This is a genomic window from Acinetobacter sp. I-MWF, from assembly GCF_025433935.1.
Lineage (GTDB): Bacteria > Pseudomonadota > Gammaproteobacteria > Pseudomonadales > Moraxellaceae > Acinetobacter > Acinetobacter guillouiae.
This window is the reverse complement of record NZ_JAMBAR010000001.1, coordinates 4354182-4371886: the sequence shown is the minus strand read 5'-3', so window position 1 is coordinate 4371886 and position 17705 is coordinate 4354182. Positions and strand designations below refer to the sequence as shown.

Sequence of the window (17705 nt, the reverse complement as noted above, 5' to 3'; positions counted from 1 at the left end):
AGACTTAACTCTCACATTGAATGGCAGTATTTTCAGCTTTGGGGTTATTTAATCCACGACTCAGCGTGAAGATTGAAATAAAGGCCAAAAGGATAAAACTCAGTACACTATACAATAAAATGTTGGCATTAAAATGGTCAACAACATAGCCACCGATTAATGCACCTGTTGCAATCATCACTTGGAAGAAACCAACAAATAACGGCATGCCTTTTTCTACAGCTTGAGGGGCGTGTAAAAACATCCAAATATTGGCAGTGGTTGGAAATGCACCAAATGCAAAGCCCCAAAGCGCTGTAAGAATAAAGGCGCCTGATGGATGAATTGCAAATAGAGGAAAGCCAAAGAATACAACCGCAAAACAGATGGCAACGAATGCAAAGGTATAACGCACATTCAAATTACCGCTATAACCAGCAAAAGCATTACCAAAGATACCTGCGATACCAAATAATAACAGTAGCGAACTGATAGTGGCGCTGTCAAAGCCTGCTGAATTTTTAAAGAAAGGTGTTAGATAGCTATATGATGAAAAATGAGCTAAACCAATCAACAAAATAATAATCAAACCTTGTCTGGCTTTACTGATTCTTAGCAATGCAGGTAAGTCTTTAAAATGAATGGCAGATTCTGGTTTTAAACTTGGGATAAATTTAATCCCTAACAGTAAAACAACGAAGCCGATGGCGGAGGTAATTCCAAATGATGTTCGCCAGCCATATGCATCACTTAGCCATGTCCCAATCGGTACACCAAGAACAGTGGCTAAAGTTACCCCAGCCATGACAGTTGCTGTTGCTTTCGCAATAGGTAAATGGCTTGGTGCTAAACGGCCACTTAAGGCAATCGCAGTCGCCCAGAATCCACCAATTGCAAATCCAAGAATAAAACGGCTCAGCAATAAAATTTCAAAAGTTGATGCAATTGCAGTGATGGCATTGGCAAACACCATCGTTGCAGACAATGCCAGAAGTAAGTAACGCCGATCTAAATTTTTGACTAGAACCGGAAGGAGTGGTGCTGCTATGGCGGCCATGATTCCTGGGAGGGTGATCATCAAACCTGCTGTACCGACAGATACATGCAAATCACTGGAAATATCGTTGAGGACACCAATTGGGAGAAACTCACTGGTGACCAAAGCAAAAGCAGTAATTGCAACGGTTAATAGCGCCAACCAGCTCCCTTGGCTACTGGGGGGAATCTCAGAGGACTGTGGTTCTGAAACTTCTGATTGCATCATATTCATGAAGATATATTCCTGCTGTAAAGCGAAAGCATATGGAGGTATTTTTTAATTCATTAACGATCGTTATAAAAATAAAATATTTGATTAATTTTGTGTTGTCAATTAATTTAATAATGTTCGTTATAAAAATATATGTGAAAGTTATGGCTGATTCTGAAAAACATGCTTTAGTCGCTGAAAAACAAGCACCTAAGCGTGGGCGTGGTCGTCCTAAATGTTTTGATGAACAACAAGCGCTACAAAAAGCCATGTTGTTGTTCTGGGAATATGGCTATGAATCCACATCGATGAGCGATTTGACCAAAGCCTTAAATCTTACTGCACCCAGTATCTACAGTAGTTTTGGTGATAAATCACAGTTGTTTCATGCCTGTTTGGAATACTACCTAAAGCATGAAGCATGTCCTTTGGAAGTTATTTTTCAACAAGCCAAAACAGCAAAAATCGCCATTGAAATTTATTTGTATGAAAACCTCAAAAAACTGGTTCAACAGAATAAACCGACAGGTTGTATGTTGGTGACCGCAACCATGAATTGTTCACAAGAACATGCACCGATTCAGCATGATCTCTTGCTGAAAAGACAACAAGTCAAAGAAAATATCTACCAACGTTTGCAACAGGGTGTCAAAGAAGGTGACTTAAACCCACACGCCAATATTCAAGCGATGACAGATTATTATTCAACGGTGATCCAAGGTTTAACCATGCAAGCCCGTGATGGGGTTAGTGCTGAACAGTTACAAAGTGTGGTGACTTTGGCAATCAAAACTTGGGAATTATTCTAAGTTTAAAAACGCATAAAATAGCATTTGTCTGAAAAGCCCTATAGATGTCTGAAATGCCATATTTAAATTTATTCCGACTTCATCGATAATCATTTCCAGATCCTATTCGACAGTCAATATTATGTATAGCAATTCAAAACCCATGTGGTGGGCAATCAGTTTACCGATCATTGCAGTATTGATTTGGTCAATGAATATTGCAGTTACACGTTATGTTTCGGATTATATTTCACCTGTCAGTATTAGCTTTTATCGCTGGTTAGTGGCATTTATTATTTTGACTCCATTTATGTTGCCTCAAGTGTGGAAGCAACGTCATTTGGTTAAACAACATTTTATGCAATTTGTGGTGCTGAGTGCTTTTGGTATGTTCTTGTATCAAGGCTTGGCCTATAGTGCAGCGCATTACACCACAGCAACCAATATGGGCATTATCAACGCCTTTATTCCAGTATTCACCATTTTTGTTTCGATTCTTATTTTACGTGAAATTCCCAATCGTTTCGCTGTTGTCGGCAGTATCTTGTCTTTTCTCGGTTTACTGTATGTGATTGGCCGAGGGGATTTTAGCAACTTGACTCAATTGGCAGGGCACTCTGGTGATTTGATCATGGTCTTGGCTGTGTTCTTTTATGCCTTTTATGGGGTTTTTCTAAAAAAATGGCAATTGAAAGTTCCATTACTGCTGAGTCTCTATGTGCAAATTGCACTGACCTTGGTCTACCATTTACCATTTGTGCTTTATTATGGCATTGATGCGATTAACCAAGGCAATGTCGCCAGCGTTTTATATGCGGGTATATTACCTTCTCTTGTTGCGCCTTTATTGTGGATGATGGCTGTACAATATCTAGGTCCAAATCGAACCAGCATTTTTATGAATTTAATGCCAGTATTTACTGCAATCATTGCCTACTTCTGGCTGCATGAGGCTTGGACGATGTCGCATACGATTGGTGGTATTGTCATTTTAGTGGGAATTGCATTGGCACAAAAAAAGTCACTTAGTGTCAAAAAAAGTACATTATTGAGTTAAAATTCAAAGTATTTTGGGTGAAAAATGTTCATTTGGAAACTTATTTTTTACCCTTTTAAAGTATTAAATCTGAGCAAAATTTGTTTTTGAATTAGTGATTTACCTGTTGAAAATGCAAATAGTAAAACAAATTTAAACACTTAGTTTTATTATTGAAATTCCAGTTATTTGCAATTCAGTCAAATGAATAGATCTTGCTCAGAAGAATATATTTGTATTCAAAAAAAATTTATAGGATAATATTTTCATCGTAGCGAATTAAGAATTTCTTAATTAAATTGTTCTACACTGAATTTTTCATACCCTCTGGATGTGTTTAACGCATCCTTTTTTATACTCAGCCAACCCTATATGTGGCTGAGTTTTTTTTTGCCTTTTTATTGGTAATATTGAGGGTCTGTTGACAATTCGTCTACTGCGCTGCAAACAAAGCAATGCTTTGTTCTTGCTCAGGGTTGTGGCTAAAATTATCTCAGCCTACGTTATGAAACTCGAAAATAGTCTCGCTATTCTCTTCGTTTCCTGCTTTACGACGTATAGGTCTCATGCTCAATTTTAACCTACAACGCAAGCCATTTATGAAATTCCAACAGGCCCTGAACTCATGTTTGAATGAATATTTTAACGTGTTTAAGCCCGAATCACTTGTGCTGTAGATGCGTCAATGATTTTGCTTGGTTCGCGACTTAAACCAAGATCACCATTTAAATAATTCAATTCAGAACCAAAATATTGACTGGCTTGTTGCAAAGATCTTGCCGGTTCTAAACCTGCCGAATTTGCACTGGTCGACACAATAAAACCATTAAAGGCATTACATAAGGCAATGCACAAAGGGTGATTGGTTACACGAACTGCAACCTGAGCATGCTGGCCTTTAATCCATTGTGGAATTTTATCATCAGCTGGAAGTAGCCAAGTTGTTGCACGTTCTGTTCTAGAGCGTTGCGTCCATGATTGAATGATTTGTTCTCGAATAATAGGGTCAATTTCTGTTAATAGATGCTCAACTTGTGAGAGCTGTCCTGCCAATAAAATCACGCCTTTCTCTATAGGGCGTTGTTTAAGCCTTAAAATTTCTAAAAAAGCCTGTTCATTGAACGGATCACAGCCTAAACCCCATACTGCCTCTGTTGGATAAGCCAAGACTTTACCTTGTTGAAGAATTTGTGCAGCTTCAGCAACTGAGGTTGTAATCATCTATGTTTACCTTGCCATTTCGTGGAATAAGCTACTATTGTGAACCTTAATAACTGACTCGGCAACGTAAGTACAGCCCAGATTGTTGAATACAGTGACCCAAAAGTTCTAATTCCATAAGATCGCTTGTGAGTTGTGCAATGTCTAAATTTGCGTTTTGAGCAAGCGTATCTAAGTCTTGCCCAATCCAATCCAGCAATTGATACAGCTTAAATAAATGCTCGGGAATTTCTGGCATTGGGGAACGTGATTCAGACTGTTGTGCACAATGCCATTGGGTGGGAAGTGCTAAATCTTCAACAATCTGTTCTGGATGATCAACCAGAATGGCCCCTTCACGAATGAGCTGATGACATCCTTGATGATGCTCTCCATAAATATGCCCTGGAATTGCAAAAATCACTTTACCTTGTTCTGCGGCAGCTTGCGCCGTAATCAGTGAACCACTACCCAGTTGTGCTTCTGCGACAACAACACCTAAGCTCAAACCACTGACTATTCGATTTCGATAGGGAAAATTGCGCTGAATAGGTTGGGTTTCTGGCAGGTATTCAGTCAGAATCGTTCCTGAATGCTGCAAAATTTGTTCTTGTAACTGTCTATTTTGACTAGGATAAACCAGATCTAAGCCTGTACCGATCACCGCAATGGTTCGATGGTGTTTTAGTCCACCCATATGTGCAGCGGCATCAATTCCCAGTGCTAGGCCACTGGTAATAAAAAAGCCCTTTTCACTCAAATAGTAAGCAAAATCATAAGCCACTTGTTTGCCATGCGGACTTGGCTTTCGGCTACCCACAATAGCGATTTGTGGTTGACTTAGATTCTGAAATGCACCTTTACCAAATAGAATTGGCGGATGATCAGGATAAGGTAGCAGTTGTTGAGGATAATGAGGGTCGGTATCTAAAACAATAAAATCTGTATGCTGTTGAATTTTATCGAAGCAACCTTGAAATTTGGATTGCCCAAGCGCAGTAAGAAATTCACTGGCTCTTTCAAGATGGTTTTTATGAATTTTGGCTTCAGACCAGCGGTTTAAATTTTCAGCTTGCAGCGCTTTTGTGATAGAACCAAAGTGTGTTTCTAATTTACGAAAAGCGCTGAGCGAATGTTGAACCAAATACCAAAGTCTGATGGCATCATATTGGTCATTGGATATCTGCTTCAACATATTTAAATCACATCATGAAAAACTTAGTTATCTGCAATTGCAGGTGGTTTAATTTCAGCACCCATTTTAATAGGTAAATTACTTTCCAAAATATAGGCATAGCTGAGGTGATCAAAACTCTTAAAGATCATCAGCGTACCAATTTTTTGACTTGGTAATTTCACAGACTCTTTGGTTTTTGGGTCACGGACTGTTTCACCTTGTTGGTAAATACTAAAGACCTGTCCAGGTTTAGCACCTTGTAAGCTCCCACGGTCAATGGTGACTACACTATATTGTGCTGCTGTACCAATTGAACCTTGTACACGAACCACTTTACCGCCATTGCTGACTTCATTGGTGGTGGTTGGGTAGAACAAGCTCGGCAATTCGGCATCATAGCTTGGCAGGACATAGTCGCCCTTACGCACTTCAGCATTATAACTTTTGGTTAACTCAAGGGTGGTGACATCATTTTCACCAGCCGCCGCAGTTGCAGAAGCAACCTCAGTTAACTCCATGCCCGCATTAAACTTTTTGCCTTCAGCATTCAGGAACGTATAGGGTTTGCCTTCACGATAAATCCCATAACGTTGACCCACGACTAAGCCATTTCCACGGGCATAGACGGTTTGTCCTGCACCTGTAATCACACGATTATCAGCAGCACCGATGGTATAAGGGATGTTCTGTAAAGATTCAGGATTGACCACAATACTGTGTTCTAACCACGGTTGAATATCTGATAATGGAATCACTGAAATCGCATTATTTAAGGATTCAACGCGTATTTGAGGGCGTAAAGATGTCCCACCTTGATGACGACGGATAATTCCATCACAACCATCACCTTCATCTACACCAATCAATGGGCGACCATCTAAAGTACACAACAATAATTTATCACCTGGATAAATCCAATGTGGATTTTTAACATGCTTATTGCTTGCCCAGATTTCAGGCCAGCGCCAAGGCTTGCTTAAAAATTTCCCCGCAATATCCCATAAAGTATCACCACGTTTCACCACATAGACATTGGGTGCACTGGATTTAAGTGCAGGTGGATTGGTATTTGGACTTGCGTGTGTCATTTCCATGTAAGTGAATCCTGCACTTAAACATAGTGTCACAGCAAGTAATTGTTTCTTGAACCCCTTGGCATGAAAGTTCGTTATGCCAGTTAAAACCTTTTTCATTATCATAATTCCTAAAATTATGTCTCTATATGCGTTATAATACGCATATTACACACATTTTTTTAATGAAGCATATTCTTCATTTAGTTTTAAGATCAATGGCATAGCAACAGAGGGTACAGTATGGCCTTATTACCTATTTTAAGTTTTCCTGATCCCCGTTTACGCACCATTGCAAAACCTGTCGATGTGGTAACTGATGAAATTCGCCAGTTAGCAGCAGACATGTTTGAAACCATGTATGAAGCGCCAGGTATTGGTCTGGCTGCTACACAGGTCGATCAGCATATTCAGCTTATCGTAATGGATCTGTCTGAAGACAAAGACCAACCTATGGTGTTCATTAACCCCAAAATAACACCGCTTACAGAAGAAACCTTATCTTATGAGGAAGGCTGTCTTTCTGTTCCTCAAATATACGATAAAGTTGAGCGTCCGTCACGAGTTAAAATTGAAGCAATTAACCTTGAAGGTCAAGCTTTTGAAGTCGAAGCGGATGATCTATTGGCGGTATGTATTCAACATGAAATGGATCACTTAAACGGTAAATTATTTGTGGATTACTTATCCCCTTTAAAGCGTCAACGTGCGCGTGAAAAAGTGGAAAAAGTGGTTCGTCAGCGTGAAAAGCAAAAAGTTCCAGCAAAACGTTGATCTGAGTCAGTTGAATTTTAAAAACTTTTAAAATTTTCCTGCAATACAAAGCCCAATTTTGTTTGGGCTTTGTTATACTCTGGCTCGAAAAATGTTGAGACGAACGTTTTGTTGAGAATAGGTTTACTGCTCGGTTTTACCGCAGTTTTTTTACAGATTGCTGTATTTTTACAGCCTTTGCTACCGAAGCAATATCAAATTGCGCCGGTCTGTGAAACTATTACTCAAGCTTTAGTACAAAGTCATTTCTACGAAAAGCATCAACATAGCACCCATCATCAACATCAATCTGCATCTTCTGCACATGAAGCTGTCAGTCATGAGCATCTGTTGGCCCATGCTGAACATGCAGCGCCAGAGCAACCAAGTTCACATCACCATGATGCGGGTCACCAGTGCCAATACTGTACAGTCTATGGCAATCTGGTTTTACCTCCTGAACTTGAAGTCAAAGAAATATTAGATCGTATTCAAGTGCGACTGGTTGCATTTCAAAAAGCATTTCGACATGTCTATTTTGTATTGCAACGTTTGTTTTTACTTCCCCAAGGGCGAGCCCCGCCACTTTTCGCATAAATCAAAAACTTAATTTTTAGGGTCTTCATTGACTCCAGCCTTGTTTAATTTATGATTTAAGAGAAAGAAAATGGCTCAACCTCAATTCTTTTTACAGCCTTTAGCGGCTGCGGTTTGTGTTGCTTGTTATTCTACAGCGACGTTTGCACACGATCAGGAACATGCATCTCAACTTGCTCCAATCGTGGTTACAGCACAGTTAAATAATGATGCCAATGGTTTGATTATTCATGCTGATCCAAAACAGCCGATTCAACCTGTACCTGCCACAGATGGTGCTGATTATTTGCAAAGTATTGCAGGCTTTAATTCGATTAAAAGCGGTGGAACCAATGGAGATGTCACATTCCGCGGCATGTTTGGTTCACGGATTAAAATTTTAACAGATGGTACCGAAAATTTAGGTGCATGCCCAGCACGCATGGATGCACCTACGTCGTATATTCAACCTGAAAGTTTTGACCGTATTTCGGTGGTAAAAGGACCTCAGACAGTCCAATATGCCAATACAGGTTCAGCAGCCACGGTGATTTTTGAACGTCAGAAACCGACCTTAACAGATGATAAAAATTATCAAGGTCAAGCCAGTGTTTTAGTCGGTTCTTTTGGACGTTTGGATCACAACATTGAAGCTGCTGTCGGTGACAGTAAAAAATACATGCGTATCAATGCCAATCGTTCTGAGTCAAACAGCTATGAGGATGGTGATGGTAATAAAGTGCCTTCTTCTTGGGAACGCTGGAATACCGATTTAGCCTTAGGCTGGACACCCGATGAAGATACATGGGTTGAACTGACGGGTGGTAAAGCCGATGGTGAGGCTGAATACGCAGGCCGAACCATGGATGGTTCTCAATTTGCACGTGAAAGCCTAGGCTTACGTGTTGAAAAGAAGAATTTAAGCCCTGTGATTAAAAAGCTCGAAGGGCAAGTGAACTATAGTTATAACGACCATATTATGGATAACTTTAGTTTACGTACACCACCAATGACACATGATATGAATACACATCAAATGGTGTCGAATCCAATGGCAATGCAAGTGACACGCCGTACTTTAAATAGTCGTTTAGCTATGACCAGTGAATGGGATAAGCTCAGTTTAATTACTGGGGTGGATTCTCAGCTGAACAAACATGGCGGCAGTATGTCATCACCCACCATGCCATCCATGAATGTTGCATTTAGAGAGGATATGCGCTTCCAATCTTATGGTGCTTTCGGAGAAATGACCTATCAATTTAATGATGCTTATAAATTGGTGACAGGTGCACGAATTGATCAAGTTAAAATTGATGCATTAAAACTGAATGATCAACGTAAAGAAACTTTGCCAAGTGCATTTATTCGTTTAGAAAATCAATATCCTGAGCATAATGCCAAATCTTATATTGGTTTAGGTTATGTGGAACGGGTTCCAGATTATTGGGAGCTATTCAGTACTGCACATGGTAATACTGGTATGTCTAAACCGACTTTTAATGATTTAAACACTGAAAAAACTTTACAGTTGGATCTCGGTTATCAATACCAACATGATGCATTGAGTGTATGGACATCAGCATATGCAGGGCTGATTAATGACTTTATTTTATTGAGTTATCATAATCATCCAAAAGCTGGAATGGGTGGGCATGATCACGGTTCTTCATTCAGTGCTGGGGCAAAAAATGTCGATGCAACTATCGCGGGTGCTGAAGCGGGGATCGGTTATCAATTTACCGATGCGATCCAAGCGGATTTAAGTGCAATGTATGCATGGGGCGAAAATACCGATACGCATAAACCATTGCCGCAAATTGCACCTTTAGAAGGTCGTTTGAATTTACGTTATGTTCAAGATAAATATTCTTTAGGCTTATTATGGCGTGCTGTGGCGAAACAAGATCGTATTAGCTTAAATCAAGGTAATATTGTCGGTTATGACACTGGTGAAAGTAAAAGCTTTACCACCTTGGCATTGAATGCGTCATATAACATTCAAAAAGATCTAAATCTTGCTGTTGGTGTCGACAATGTCTTAGATAAAACCTATACCGAGCATTTAAACAAATTGGGTGTAGGTGCGGATGGTCAAGTCGGTACTCAACAATTTAATAATACAGGGCGTAATTATTGGGCTCGTATTAGCATGAAATTTTAATTGATTTAAAACTGAATTTTTACAGAAATATGAGGATGTTCTATGAGTAATGACAGTAATAAGTTGTCACCTGAAAAATCGTTTTGGGGATGGAAGTTGCTGATTATCGCAATTATTTTAAGCTGTATTTTTATGGGAATCTTCTATTTGGCGATTACCAACGAGCCTGACTATATGCCAAGCCAAAAACAGAATGCAGCTCAGCAACATGATATGTCTAATATGAGTCATGAAAGTATGCAAAACATGGATCATTCGGCTTCTGAAGCAACGCATTCTCATTGATCAATGGGTAATGTGACGCGAAGTCATGTAATGTGAAACAAGGGGAGGCCAATTGGCTTCCCCTTATTTTTTCGAGTGTTTCTATTTGATGAAGAAGTGCGTTTGCTGGGTAGATCTTACTGATGCATACTCGCTAATTGTTTCCCTGCATTTTCATAAAGTTTGAGTGCATATTCTTGTTCTGCACGACCATTCTGTTGTAAATATTGATCCAGTTTGTCGATATGCTTAGCACTACGGTAGAGCAGGGTATTTTTTGCAATTAAATAAAGCGGATACCAAGCCAAAGTACGTGGCTTGAGTCCTAGGTTTTTCATTTTACGTTGCCCAATAAAAAACTGAGTAATATCCAAATGATTTTGATAGGCCTTTTTTTGCAAAAAGGAATTGAAATGTTTGTAGTGTCGTTCAAAAGGCTCTTTGGATAAGCTGATGGCTAAAGCTTTGCTACTTTCATCGGCCTTGGGGTGGGCATAATTCATCCATTGCAGTAGTTTCCATGCGTCAGACTCTTTATTGACTAGCCATTTTTCATCTACTCCCATTAACCAGCCCGTATATTTCCAAAAATGCATGATGGCTTCTGATTCGGTTTTGCTTGGAAAAATACCAATGGCTCTGACACCGAGAAGTAACACCGCACTAAATGCGATATTGGTCATGGCTTGATCATATTGATTGATCGGCGCTCCCCAAATATCGTTATCCCAGTCTTTGGATTTATTGAGTTGATGGCGTACCAACGAATGAATAAAACGCACATAAATGGTTGAAGTAAAACCATTGTTAAAACGAGAGAAGCTATCTTGTTGATTGACATCAAGCCACCATTTATGGGTTTCAGCTAAGCGTTTTCCAGCATATTTATGTAAAGCACCCGTCATAATTAACGGTTGATTAAAACCAGGGTATTGATAACCCGTCATTAAAGCCACATCGCGTAAAATAAAAGTGCCATTTGTCCCTAAACGATGGGTAAATTTGATCGCCGTTTCAATTTTAGCTGGATCAAGCCAAGTAGGCGCTTGTTCAACCATTTTAAAAAAATCAGTTAATTCAGGAATTTCATTGGGAAGTTTATCCAAACCTTGATACAAGGCTGTTTCAAAAAGCTTTCTATTTTGTCTCGGATTGGTCATCACCCAATCCATAACTTTATCCATCGCGATATCACCAGTCTGTAAGGCACGATTGAGTGAAAGATATTCGTCATAACTGGGTTGTAACTGCTGGTCTGTAAAATAATAAAAAAGCTTAGACTTCATATTTGTTCGTGCCATGGTCTCAAATGAGGCAAGGCGTTGTGGCTTAATTAATGTTTGCATTTTGAGCGCGACCTGATTATTGTTTAGTCAAACTCTAATATGAATAATTATTCGCATTCAATTCGCATTTTGGAGTGAACCGCAAGATGAGAAAACAACCACAACAACAACGTGCTCGGAATGTCGTAGATAGTATCTTGGAAGCAACTCAATTATGTGTTGCTGAATATGGCTTAATCAACGTCACCACACCCAAAATTTCAGAAAAATCAGGTGTCAGTGTTGGTTCTATCTATCAGTATTTTGGAAATAAAGAAGAAATTATTCAGGAGCTTTTAAGTCGTAAAAGTGAGCAGCTGGGGCTTGCGTTGAAACAGATTGCGATTAGCCAAGAAGAATTGAGCTTAGAAGAAATCATTCCACTTAGTCTTCAATTCGGTTTTGACATGATGAAAGCCGATGGTGGCTTTTTTATTGAAGTGCTTAAACATTGGCATGGCTATAACAATTCAGAAGCAGCAAAAGTGTTAGAAAAGCATTTCTATGAAGTGGGATTGTATGTATTTAGCCGTTTTTTTAATCATTGGAGTTTTGAAGTACTTAAAAATAAATCCTTTGTGATTATCAATAGTACGCTTTTTACCATGATGCGTTATGTCAGTCATAATAATTTTCTAATTTCAGAACAGCAGCTAAAAAAAGAATTAACTTTGATGATCTTGGCTTATCTAGAGCAAGGCGCCAGCCCTAATCCGCTTTAAGATAGTCTTTAATGGTGGTAGGGATCCATAGATTGTACTCGACTTATATAGACATACATCCAAATACAAATAAAGCTTGGTTTTATCGAACCCGATTTTATAGAGTTGGTTTTATAGAGTGAGTTTTATAGCGTTGGTTTTAGCGAGTCTAAGTATTGTTTGAGTTGGGACAAGATATTGATTTCTTTCTCGGGAATCGTTCGATGCTTCTATTCAATGATAAAACTGCCCTATCTCCTTATATAGATTTTAATCGCCGTATCTCTATTAAATTGTATTTATAACAATGCTAAGGGTATACAAGAGGCCGTTTTACTTTTTTTAGCAAATGTATGATGGGGGTATTGGTTTTTTTATTGCTGTGTTTTTATGCAAAAAAGCAGGTTTTTAAAGAAAAAGTGCTGTTTTAGAAGAATAAATAAGCAAGTGATAGATAAAATGAAAAATAATTAAAAAAAGGGGTTGTGTTGGTTAGTGAATGCTGTAGAATGCACATCCATCGGCGGTGATGTTAAATAAAACTTCTGATAAATCAGGCACTTGATTAAGTTGTTAAGATTTCGAATTGAGATTTTAAGATGAGATTGGAGACCTGATCCCTTCCCGAACTCAGAAGTGAAACCTCTTAGCGCTGATGGTAGTGTGGGGTTACCCATGTGAGAGTAAGTCATCGCCAGCTTTTAAATCTAAAACACCCCGATCTCTAGCGAGAGCGGGGTGTTTTTTTATGCCGAGTGTTTATTAGCTAAATAAAAAGAAATCTGTAGAAGAATTGAAGTGCATAAGCAACTGAAAATAAATAGTTTTTTTGATGCAAAAAGAAAACCCCATCATCCTGATGGGGTTTTCTTCGTATTGGTGTGTTAGATTTGACTCCTGTCGAATCTCACGTCCTGTGTGTTTTCTTATTCTCAATGAGACTTCCTGTCTCTTTATGTTTGCTATGATAAGCGCAATGCCTAAGTCAGTATATTCGCTAATCACTACGATTGTTGTAGGTTAAAGCTTACAAGATGATTCAATTAAAAATTAAGACCCAATTCGCTCAGTTACCAATATGAAATGGTGAGATGGATACTTTTGTTTAAAATAAATCGATAGGTCATAACAATACTGAGGGAATCTAAAATGAAGGCTTTTCGACAGTGCTTAATCTATTTACCCCTATTGCTCAGCTGTAGCTTGTTAAGTGCATGTAATGCTCAAAATAATCAAACCACTACGGCTAATTCTTTGATTAACCAGACCTATCAGACCCAAAAAGTCGCGACATTTGATGAGCCTTGGGCAATGGCTGAGTTGGCTGATGGCCGTTTACTGATTACCGAAAGGAGAGGGGCGTTAAAACTGTTTGATCCTTCCACATTGAAAAGTATCGAAATTTTAGGGCTTCCCGAAGTGGCTTATGGTGGGCAAGGGGGCTTGGGCGATATTGTTCTACATCCTGATTTTGCAAACAATCATCAAATTTATTTAAGTTATGCCGAAACAGGAAAAGGGGGATATGGTGCGGTTGTGATTCGTGGTGAATTAAATCTACAAGAAAAAAATCCCCGAATAATCAATATTAAAAGAATCTGGGAACAAGTTCCTAAGGTTTCAGGACAAGGGCATTATGCACATCGAATGATTTTTGCAAAGGATGACAAGCTTTGGATTAGTTCTGGTGAACGCCAAAAATTTGATCCTGCTCAAGATATGAATTCCAATTTAGGAAAAGTTTTAAGACTGAATGATGATGGTACTGTTGTTGCAGATCATCCATTTACTCAACAAGGTGAGATCGCAAAACAAGTATGGTCGTTGGGTCATCGTAATCCATTAGGTATGGCTTTTGACGCGAAGGATCAATTGTGGGTGGTTGAAATGGGGCCTAAAGGAGGAGATGAGTTAAATCTGATTAAGAAGGGCGAAAATTATGGTTATCCGATTGTTTCCAATGGTGATCATTATTCAGGAAAATCCATTCCCGATCATGCGACACGTCCTGAATTTAAAGCACCAGAAATCAGTTGGACACCAGTAATATCACCCTCCAGTTTGGTCTTTTATCAAGATGAATTATTCCCGAAATGGAATCATAAAGCCTTGATTGGTGGGTTATCCTCAGAAGCGATTATTGTGGTTGATACTGAATCGAAGCCTGTCCGTGAGGTACAGCGTTTAAACATGCAGCAACGCATTCGAGATATCCATCCCGCCCATAATGGTTCGATTTGGGTTTTGGAAGATGGGAAAAATGCGGGGTTATTAAGACTGTTACCTAAGTAAAAAATTAATTTAAATCAATGGATTATTATATTATTGAAAAGATGTGGAAGCAGCTGAATTGATATCAGCTTAATTGCTAAAATTGTATAGAAATTATGCTATTCTTTCGATTTACAATAATATAAATCGAGAACAATAATGCCAGCAACTACAATTGAAGTTCGCTATCAATATTCTGTAGCACAAGAAGTGGGCTTAATCGATGCTGTTCATCATGCATTGGTGAGCGCTTTTAAAATTCCTGAATATGATCGTGATATTCGTTTATTGGTACATGAACCACATCGCTTTCAATGTCCACCAAATAAGCTTTATCCTGAAAAATTTACCCTGATTCGTATTGATTGTTTTGCTGGGCGTACACTGGATACCAAGCGAAATTTGTATCGCAGTATTGTAGAGAATCTATCTGTATTAGGGATTCCCAAAGATCATATCAAAATTTTATTAAGAGAAATTCCCGCTGAAAATTGGGGAATCCGTGGTGGTCAAGCTGCCTGTGATGTGGATTTGGGTTTCGATATTCAAGTCTAGCTCAACCTAATATGAATCAAAGTAGATGGAATAGATTACTCCGTCATTAATATTATTTAAATTCAATATGTTAATTCAGCTTGTGCGCGCTTATACGGTGGAGTATATGCTGAGTGAAGCATATCTGCGTATATCATCAAACTGACGCAATATTGTCATTGAAATGACCTCAAAATGTCATGCTATTGGTTTCTAATAAAGCTCATTTAAATCAATAAAAAAGACCTTTATGAAAAAAATTGCTTACTCTGTTTTAGCGTTAGGCGTATTGGCTTTAACCGCATGTAATGATGATGACAATGATTTCTCATTTGAACCATCTGTTACTGTACCGACCTTGGTTTCATTTGCCAAACTTGATGTCGAAACTTATGCAGCCGGTCCAAACTCAGGTGCATTTGTAAAGGGCGCCAATGGCATATTTCCACCTTTTAAAGGTCAGCCAGTTCAAGGCTTTTCGGGTGCTGTAAAGAACGGTGATGGCACTTATATGGTCATGGCAGACAATGGCTTTGGTACACAAGACAATTCATCTGACTTTTTACTCCGTGTTTATCAAGTAAAACCTGATTTTCGGACGAAATCGGCAGGATCTGCAAAAGTTCAAGTGATGAGCTTTATTCAGCTTCGTGATCCCAATAAATTAATACCATTTTCAATCATCAATCAAAACAGCACAGATCGTTTACTCACTGGGGCGGATTTTGATCCTGAATCGATTCAACGTACTGCGGATGGTACTTATTGGATTGGGGATGAATTTGGACCATATTTACTGCATTTTGATAAAGATGGAATACTGCTTGATGCGCCGATTGCATTACCTCATCCATTAAAAGCTGGTGTGGAATTGCGTTCTCCGCAAAATCAATTCAATAAAGCCAACATAAATTATGTAGAGCCTTTGGTTCAGCAAAGCGGTGGCTTTGAAGGAATGGCATTGTCTAAGGATGGTCAATATTTATATCCTTTGTTAGAAAAACCGTTAAAAGGCGAAACCACACAACAGTTGCTTATCTCACAATTTGATGTGAAGAAGAAAGCGTATACTGGTCGATATTATTATTTTACCTTGAATGCCAAGGCGACCAATATTGGTGACTTCCAAATGTTTGATGATAAGTCTGGCATTATCATTGAGCGTGATGCGAGTCAAAATAAGTTAGATGGTTATAAGAAGCTGATTCAAATTGAATTAGGGGATTCTGGTAAAGCGGTAAAACGTTCTGACTTAGTTGATCTTATGAATATCGCCAACCCGAATAATTTATATGGGACAGCGCGAGATGGAGATATTGGTACAGCAACAACTTTTGCTTTTCCATTTGAAACCATTGAAGATGTGATTATTGAAAATAAAAATACCTTAACTGTTTTAAATGACAATAACTTTCCAGGTTCATCAGGACGAAATGCAAAGCGTGCGGATGATAATGAAATTATTCAGATTAAATTGCCTAAAGCATTGTATTAATAAGCGATAAAATGCTTAGCCTCCACGACCCGAAGCTAAATTATTCTTAGCAAGGGAAAACGCCCTCCTTTTTAAAAGGAGGGCTGGGGAGGATTAAAACTTAAACTGATCAATATTAAGTGAAATACCTGACTTTTTATTGAGGGTAAAGCATCAGTACATACCTTAAACTAGCTGAGCAGATATTCTTATTTTAAAGTACGAAGTAATCTTTAAGCTAAATCGCAGAAAGCCAGTCAATTGACTGGCTTTATTTATGCATCATTCAAGCATGAGGATTAAGCTAAACAGTCTTGTTTCGAAACTTGATCAGGGCAACCCAATGGATTTAAAGCACATTTTAAATCTTCAATTTGTTCATGGGTGACATAGCCTTTAGATTTTAGATAATCTGCAACTCGGTCATCACGTAGACTTAAGAATGCTGCATCATAAACACCTAAATCTACAAATAAAGCAGCTGCTTCTAAGCTATTAAAACGGTCTAGAAACACATCATTGCCATACATTAGGAAAACATGGTCGTAATCCGCATGTGCATCGATTTTTAAACGAGCTGCCAATGTTGTTGGTGAGGTTTTGATAAAAAGCAAATCTGATAATTCATCGAATTGGGTCATATCTAAGATATTTTCGCCGGTTTTTACTTTACCTAACCATGCTTTAAAGACCAGTACCGCACCGCCACGCAGTAACATGCTCCACACTTGATGACGAACTTCATCATTTAAGCATTCGCATTCATCTTCGAGACGTTGAACCAGTTTTTCTTCTTGTTGCGCTAATTTATCAAACAGACCTAAGCCTTGAGGATGGTAAGCAACAGGGGTAAATACATCAAATTTTAATTCCTCAAACACTTGAAGTGCTAAAGGCACAGCTGCTTGATAAATCGTGTTGAGTGCTTGGATTTGTGTGTCGTGGAGTTTGCTGTGTTTAAACAGATCTTGCCAATCAATTTCAGGCAGGATTGCATTTGCACCATATTGACGATGAAATTGTTGAGCTTGGTGTAGCCCATGTGGAACAGTTTCTGAAATATTCATGGTTAAAAATCCTATTTAAAATTGAATTCAAACGCTGTTTTTGTTTTCCTAAACATGAGCGTAGTTTTGTCTTG

General features: G+C 38.7%; 16 protein-coding genes and 1 rRNA gene. 11 read left to right on the top strand and 6 right to left on the bottom strand.

Translation table 11 applies throughout. The features are described from left to right. Nucleotides 1-4: 4 nt before the first annotated feature. Nucleotides 5-1243, bottom strand: coding sequence for an MFS transporter (locus tag M2R48_RS20190; protein ID WP_227515188.1), 1239 nt, complete (start codon nt 1241-1243; stop codon nt 5-7). Nucleotides 1244-1392: 149 nt separating this feature from the next. Between M2R48_RS20190 and M2R48_RS20185 the strand changes: the two genes are divergently transcribed. Both M2R48_RS20185 and M2R48_RS20180 read left to right on the top strand, forming a co-directional pair. Continuing rightward, nucleotides 1393-2037, top strand: a complete 645-nt coding sequence (locus M2R48_RS20185) for a TetR/AcrR family transcriptional regulator (protein WP_004823720.1) — start codon at nt 1393-1395, stop codon at nt 2035-2037. 142 nt (nt 2038-2179) lie between these two features. Then, the gene (locus M2R48_RS20180; protein ID WP_004823721.1) at nt 2180-3073 is read left to right on the top strand and encodes a DMT family transporter; all 894 of its coding nucleotides are present in this window, start codon (nt 2180-2182) and stop codon (nt 3071-3073) included. A 630-nt stretch (nt 3074-3703) separates the two neighbouring features. Here M2R48_RS20180 and M2R48_RS20175 read toward each other — a convergent pair. The 3 genes from M2R48_RS20175 to M2R48_RS20165 are packed head-to-tail and all read right to left on the bottom strand — an operon-like array spanning nt 3704 to nt 6622. Beyond that, the gene (locus M2R48_RS20175) at nt 3704-4273 is read right to left on the bottom strand and encodes an L-threonylcarbamoyladenylate synthase (RefSeq protein WP_096735350.1); all 570 of its coding nucleotides are present in this window, start codon (nt 4271-4273) and stop codon (nt 3704-3706) included. Between the two features lie 46 nt (nt 4274-4319). Then, the gene (dprA, locus tag M2R48_RS20170; RefSeq protein WP_262087299.1) at nt 4320-5447 is read right to left on the bottom strand and encodes a DNA-processing protein DprA; all 1128 of its coding nucleotides are present in this window, start codon (nt 5445-5447) and stop codon (nt 4320-4322) included. A gap of 23 nt (nt 5448-5470) precedes the next feature. Beyond that, nucleotides 5471-6622, bottom strand: a complete 1152-nt coding sequence (locus M2R48_RS20165; RefSeq protein ID WP_262087298.1) for a LysM peptidoglycan-binding domain-containing protein — start codon at nt 6620-6622, stop codon at nt 5471-5473. A gap of 123 nt (nt 6623-6745) precedes the next feature. Between M2R48_RS20165 and def the strand changes: the two genes are divergently transcribed. The 4 genes from def (at nt 6746) to M2R48_RS20145 (ending at nt 10280) form a co-directional block, all read left to right on the top strand. Next, nucleotides 6746-7276: a peptide deformylase gene (gene def / locus M2R48_RS20160; protein ID WP_004723400.1), complete on the top strand. Its 531-nt coding sequence runs from the start codon at nt 6746-6748 to the stop codon at nt 7274-7276. Between the two features lie 69 nt (nt 7277-7345). Continuing rightward, nucleotides 7346-7852: a DUF2946 family protein gene (locus M2R48_RS20155; RefSeq protein WP_410004170.1), complete on the top strand. Its 507-nt coding sequence runs from the start codon at nt 7346-7348 to the stop codon at nt 7850-7852. Nucleotides 7853-7922: 70 nt separating this feature from the next. After that, nucleotides 7923-9995 (top strand): TonB-dependent copper receptor, encoded by a 2073-nt coding sequence (locus M2R48_RS20150; RefSeq protein ID WP_262087296.1) that lies wholly within the window; start codon nt 7923-7925, stop codon nt 9993-9995. A gap of 42 nt (nt 9996-10037) precedes the next feature. Next, nucleotides 10038-10280, top strand: a complete 243-nt coding sequence (locus tag M2R48_RS20145; RefSeq protein WP_262087283.1) for a DUF4199 domain-containing protein — start codon at nt 10038-10040, stop codon at nt 10278-10280. A gap of 116 nt (nt 10281-10396) precedes the next feature. On the opposite strand, the gene M2R48_RS20140 is transcribed toward M2R48_RS20145, so the two are convergent. Beyond that, a complete protein-coding gene (locus M2R48_RS20140; protein ID WP_262087281.1) occupies nt 10397-11605 on the bottom strand; it encodes an oxygenase MpaB family protein in 1209 nt (402 codons plus the stop codon). An 86-nt stretch (nt 11606-11691) separates the two neighbouring features. Between M2R48_RS20140 and M2R48_RS20135 the strand changes: the two genes are divergently transcribed. The 5 genes from M2R48_RS20135 (at nt 11692) to M2R48_RS20115 (ending at nt 16585) form a co-directional block, all read left to right on the top strand. Then, a complete protein-coding gene (locus M2R48_RS20135; RefSeq protein WP_056518385.1) occupies nt 11692-12306 on the top strand; it encodes a TetR/AcrR family transcriptional regulator in 615 nt (204 codons plus the stop codon). A 563-nt stretch (nt 12307-12869) separates the two neighbouring features. Next, nucleotides 12870-12985, top strand: a 5S ribosomal RNA gene (gene rrf / locus M2R48_RS20130). Nucleotides 12986-13434: 449 nt separating this feature from the next. After that, nucleotides 13435-14577 (top strand): PQQ-dependent sugar dehydrogenase, encoded by a 1143-nt coding sequence (locus M2R48_RS20125; RefSeq protein ID WP_262087279.1) that lies wholly within the window; start codon nt 13435-13437, stop codon nt 14575-14577. 138 nt (nt 14578-14715) lie between these two features. Beyond that, nucleotides 14716-15111 (top strand): tautomerase family protein, encoded by a 396-nt coding sequence (locus M2R48_RS20120; protein WP_004725218.1) that lies wholly within the window; start codon nt 14716-14718, stop codon nt 15109-15111. A gap of 229 nt (nt 15112-15340) precedes the next feature. Next, a complete protein-coding gene (locus M2R48_RS20115; protein ID WP_151803310.1) occupies nt 15341-16585 on the top strand; it encodes an esterase-like activity of phytase family protein in 1245 nt (414 codons plus the stop codon). A gap of 278 nt (nt 16586-16863) precedes the next feature. Here M2R48_RS20115 and M2R48_RS20110 read toward each other — a convergent pair whose 3' ends face one another. Then, nucleotides 16864-17631, bottom strand: coding sequence for a hypothetical protein (locus M2R48_RS20110; protein ID WP_034612732.1), 768 nt, complete (start codon nt 17629-17631; stop codon nt 16864-16866). Nucleotides 17632-17705 lie beyond the last annotated feature (74 nt).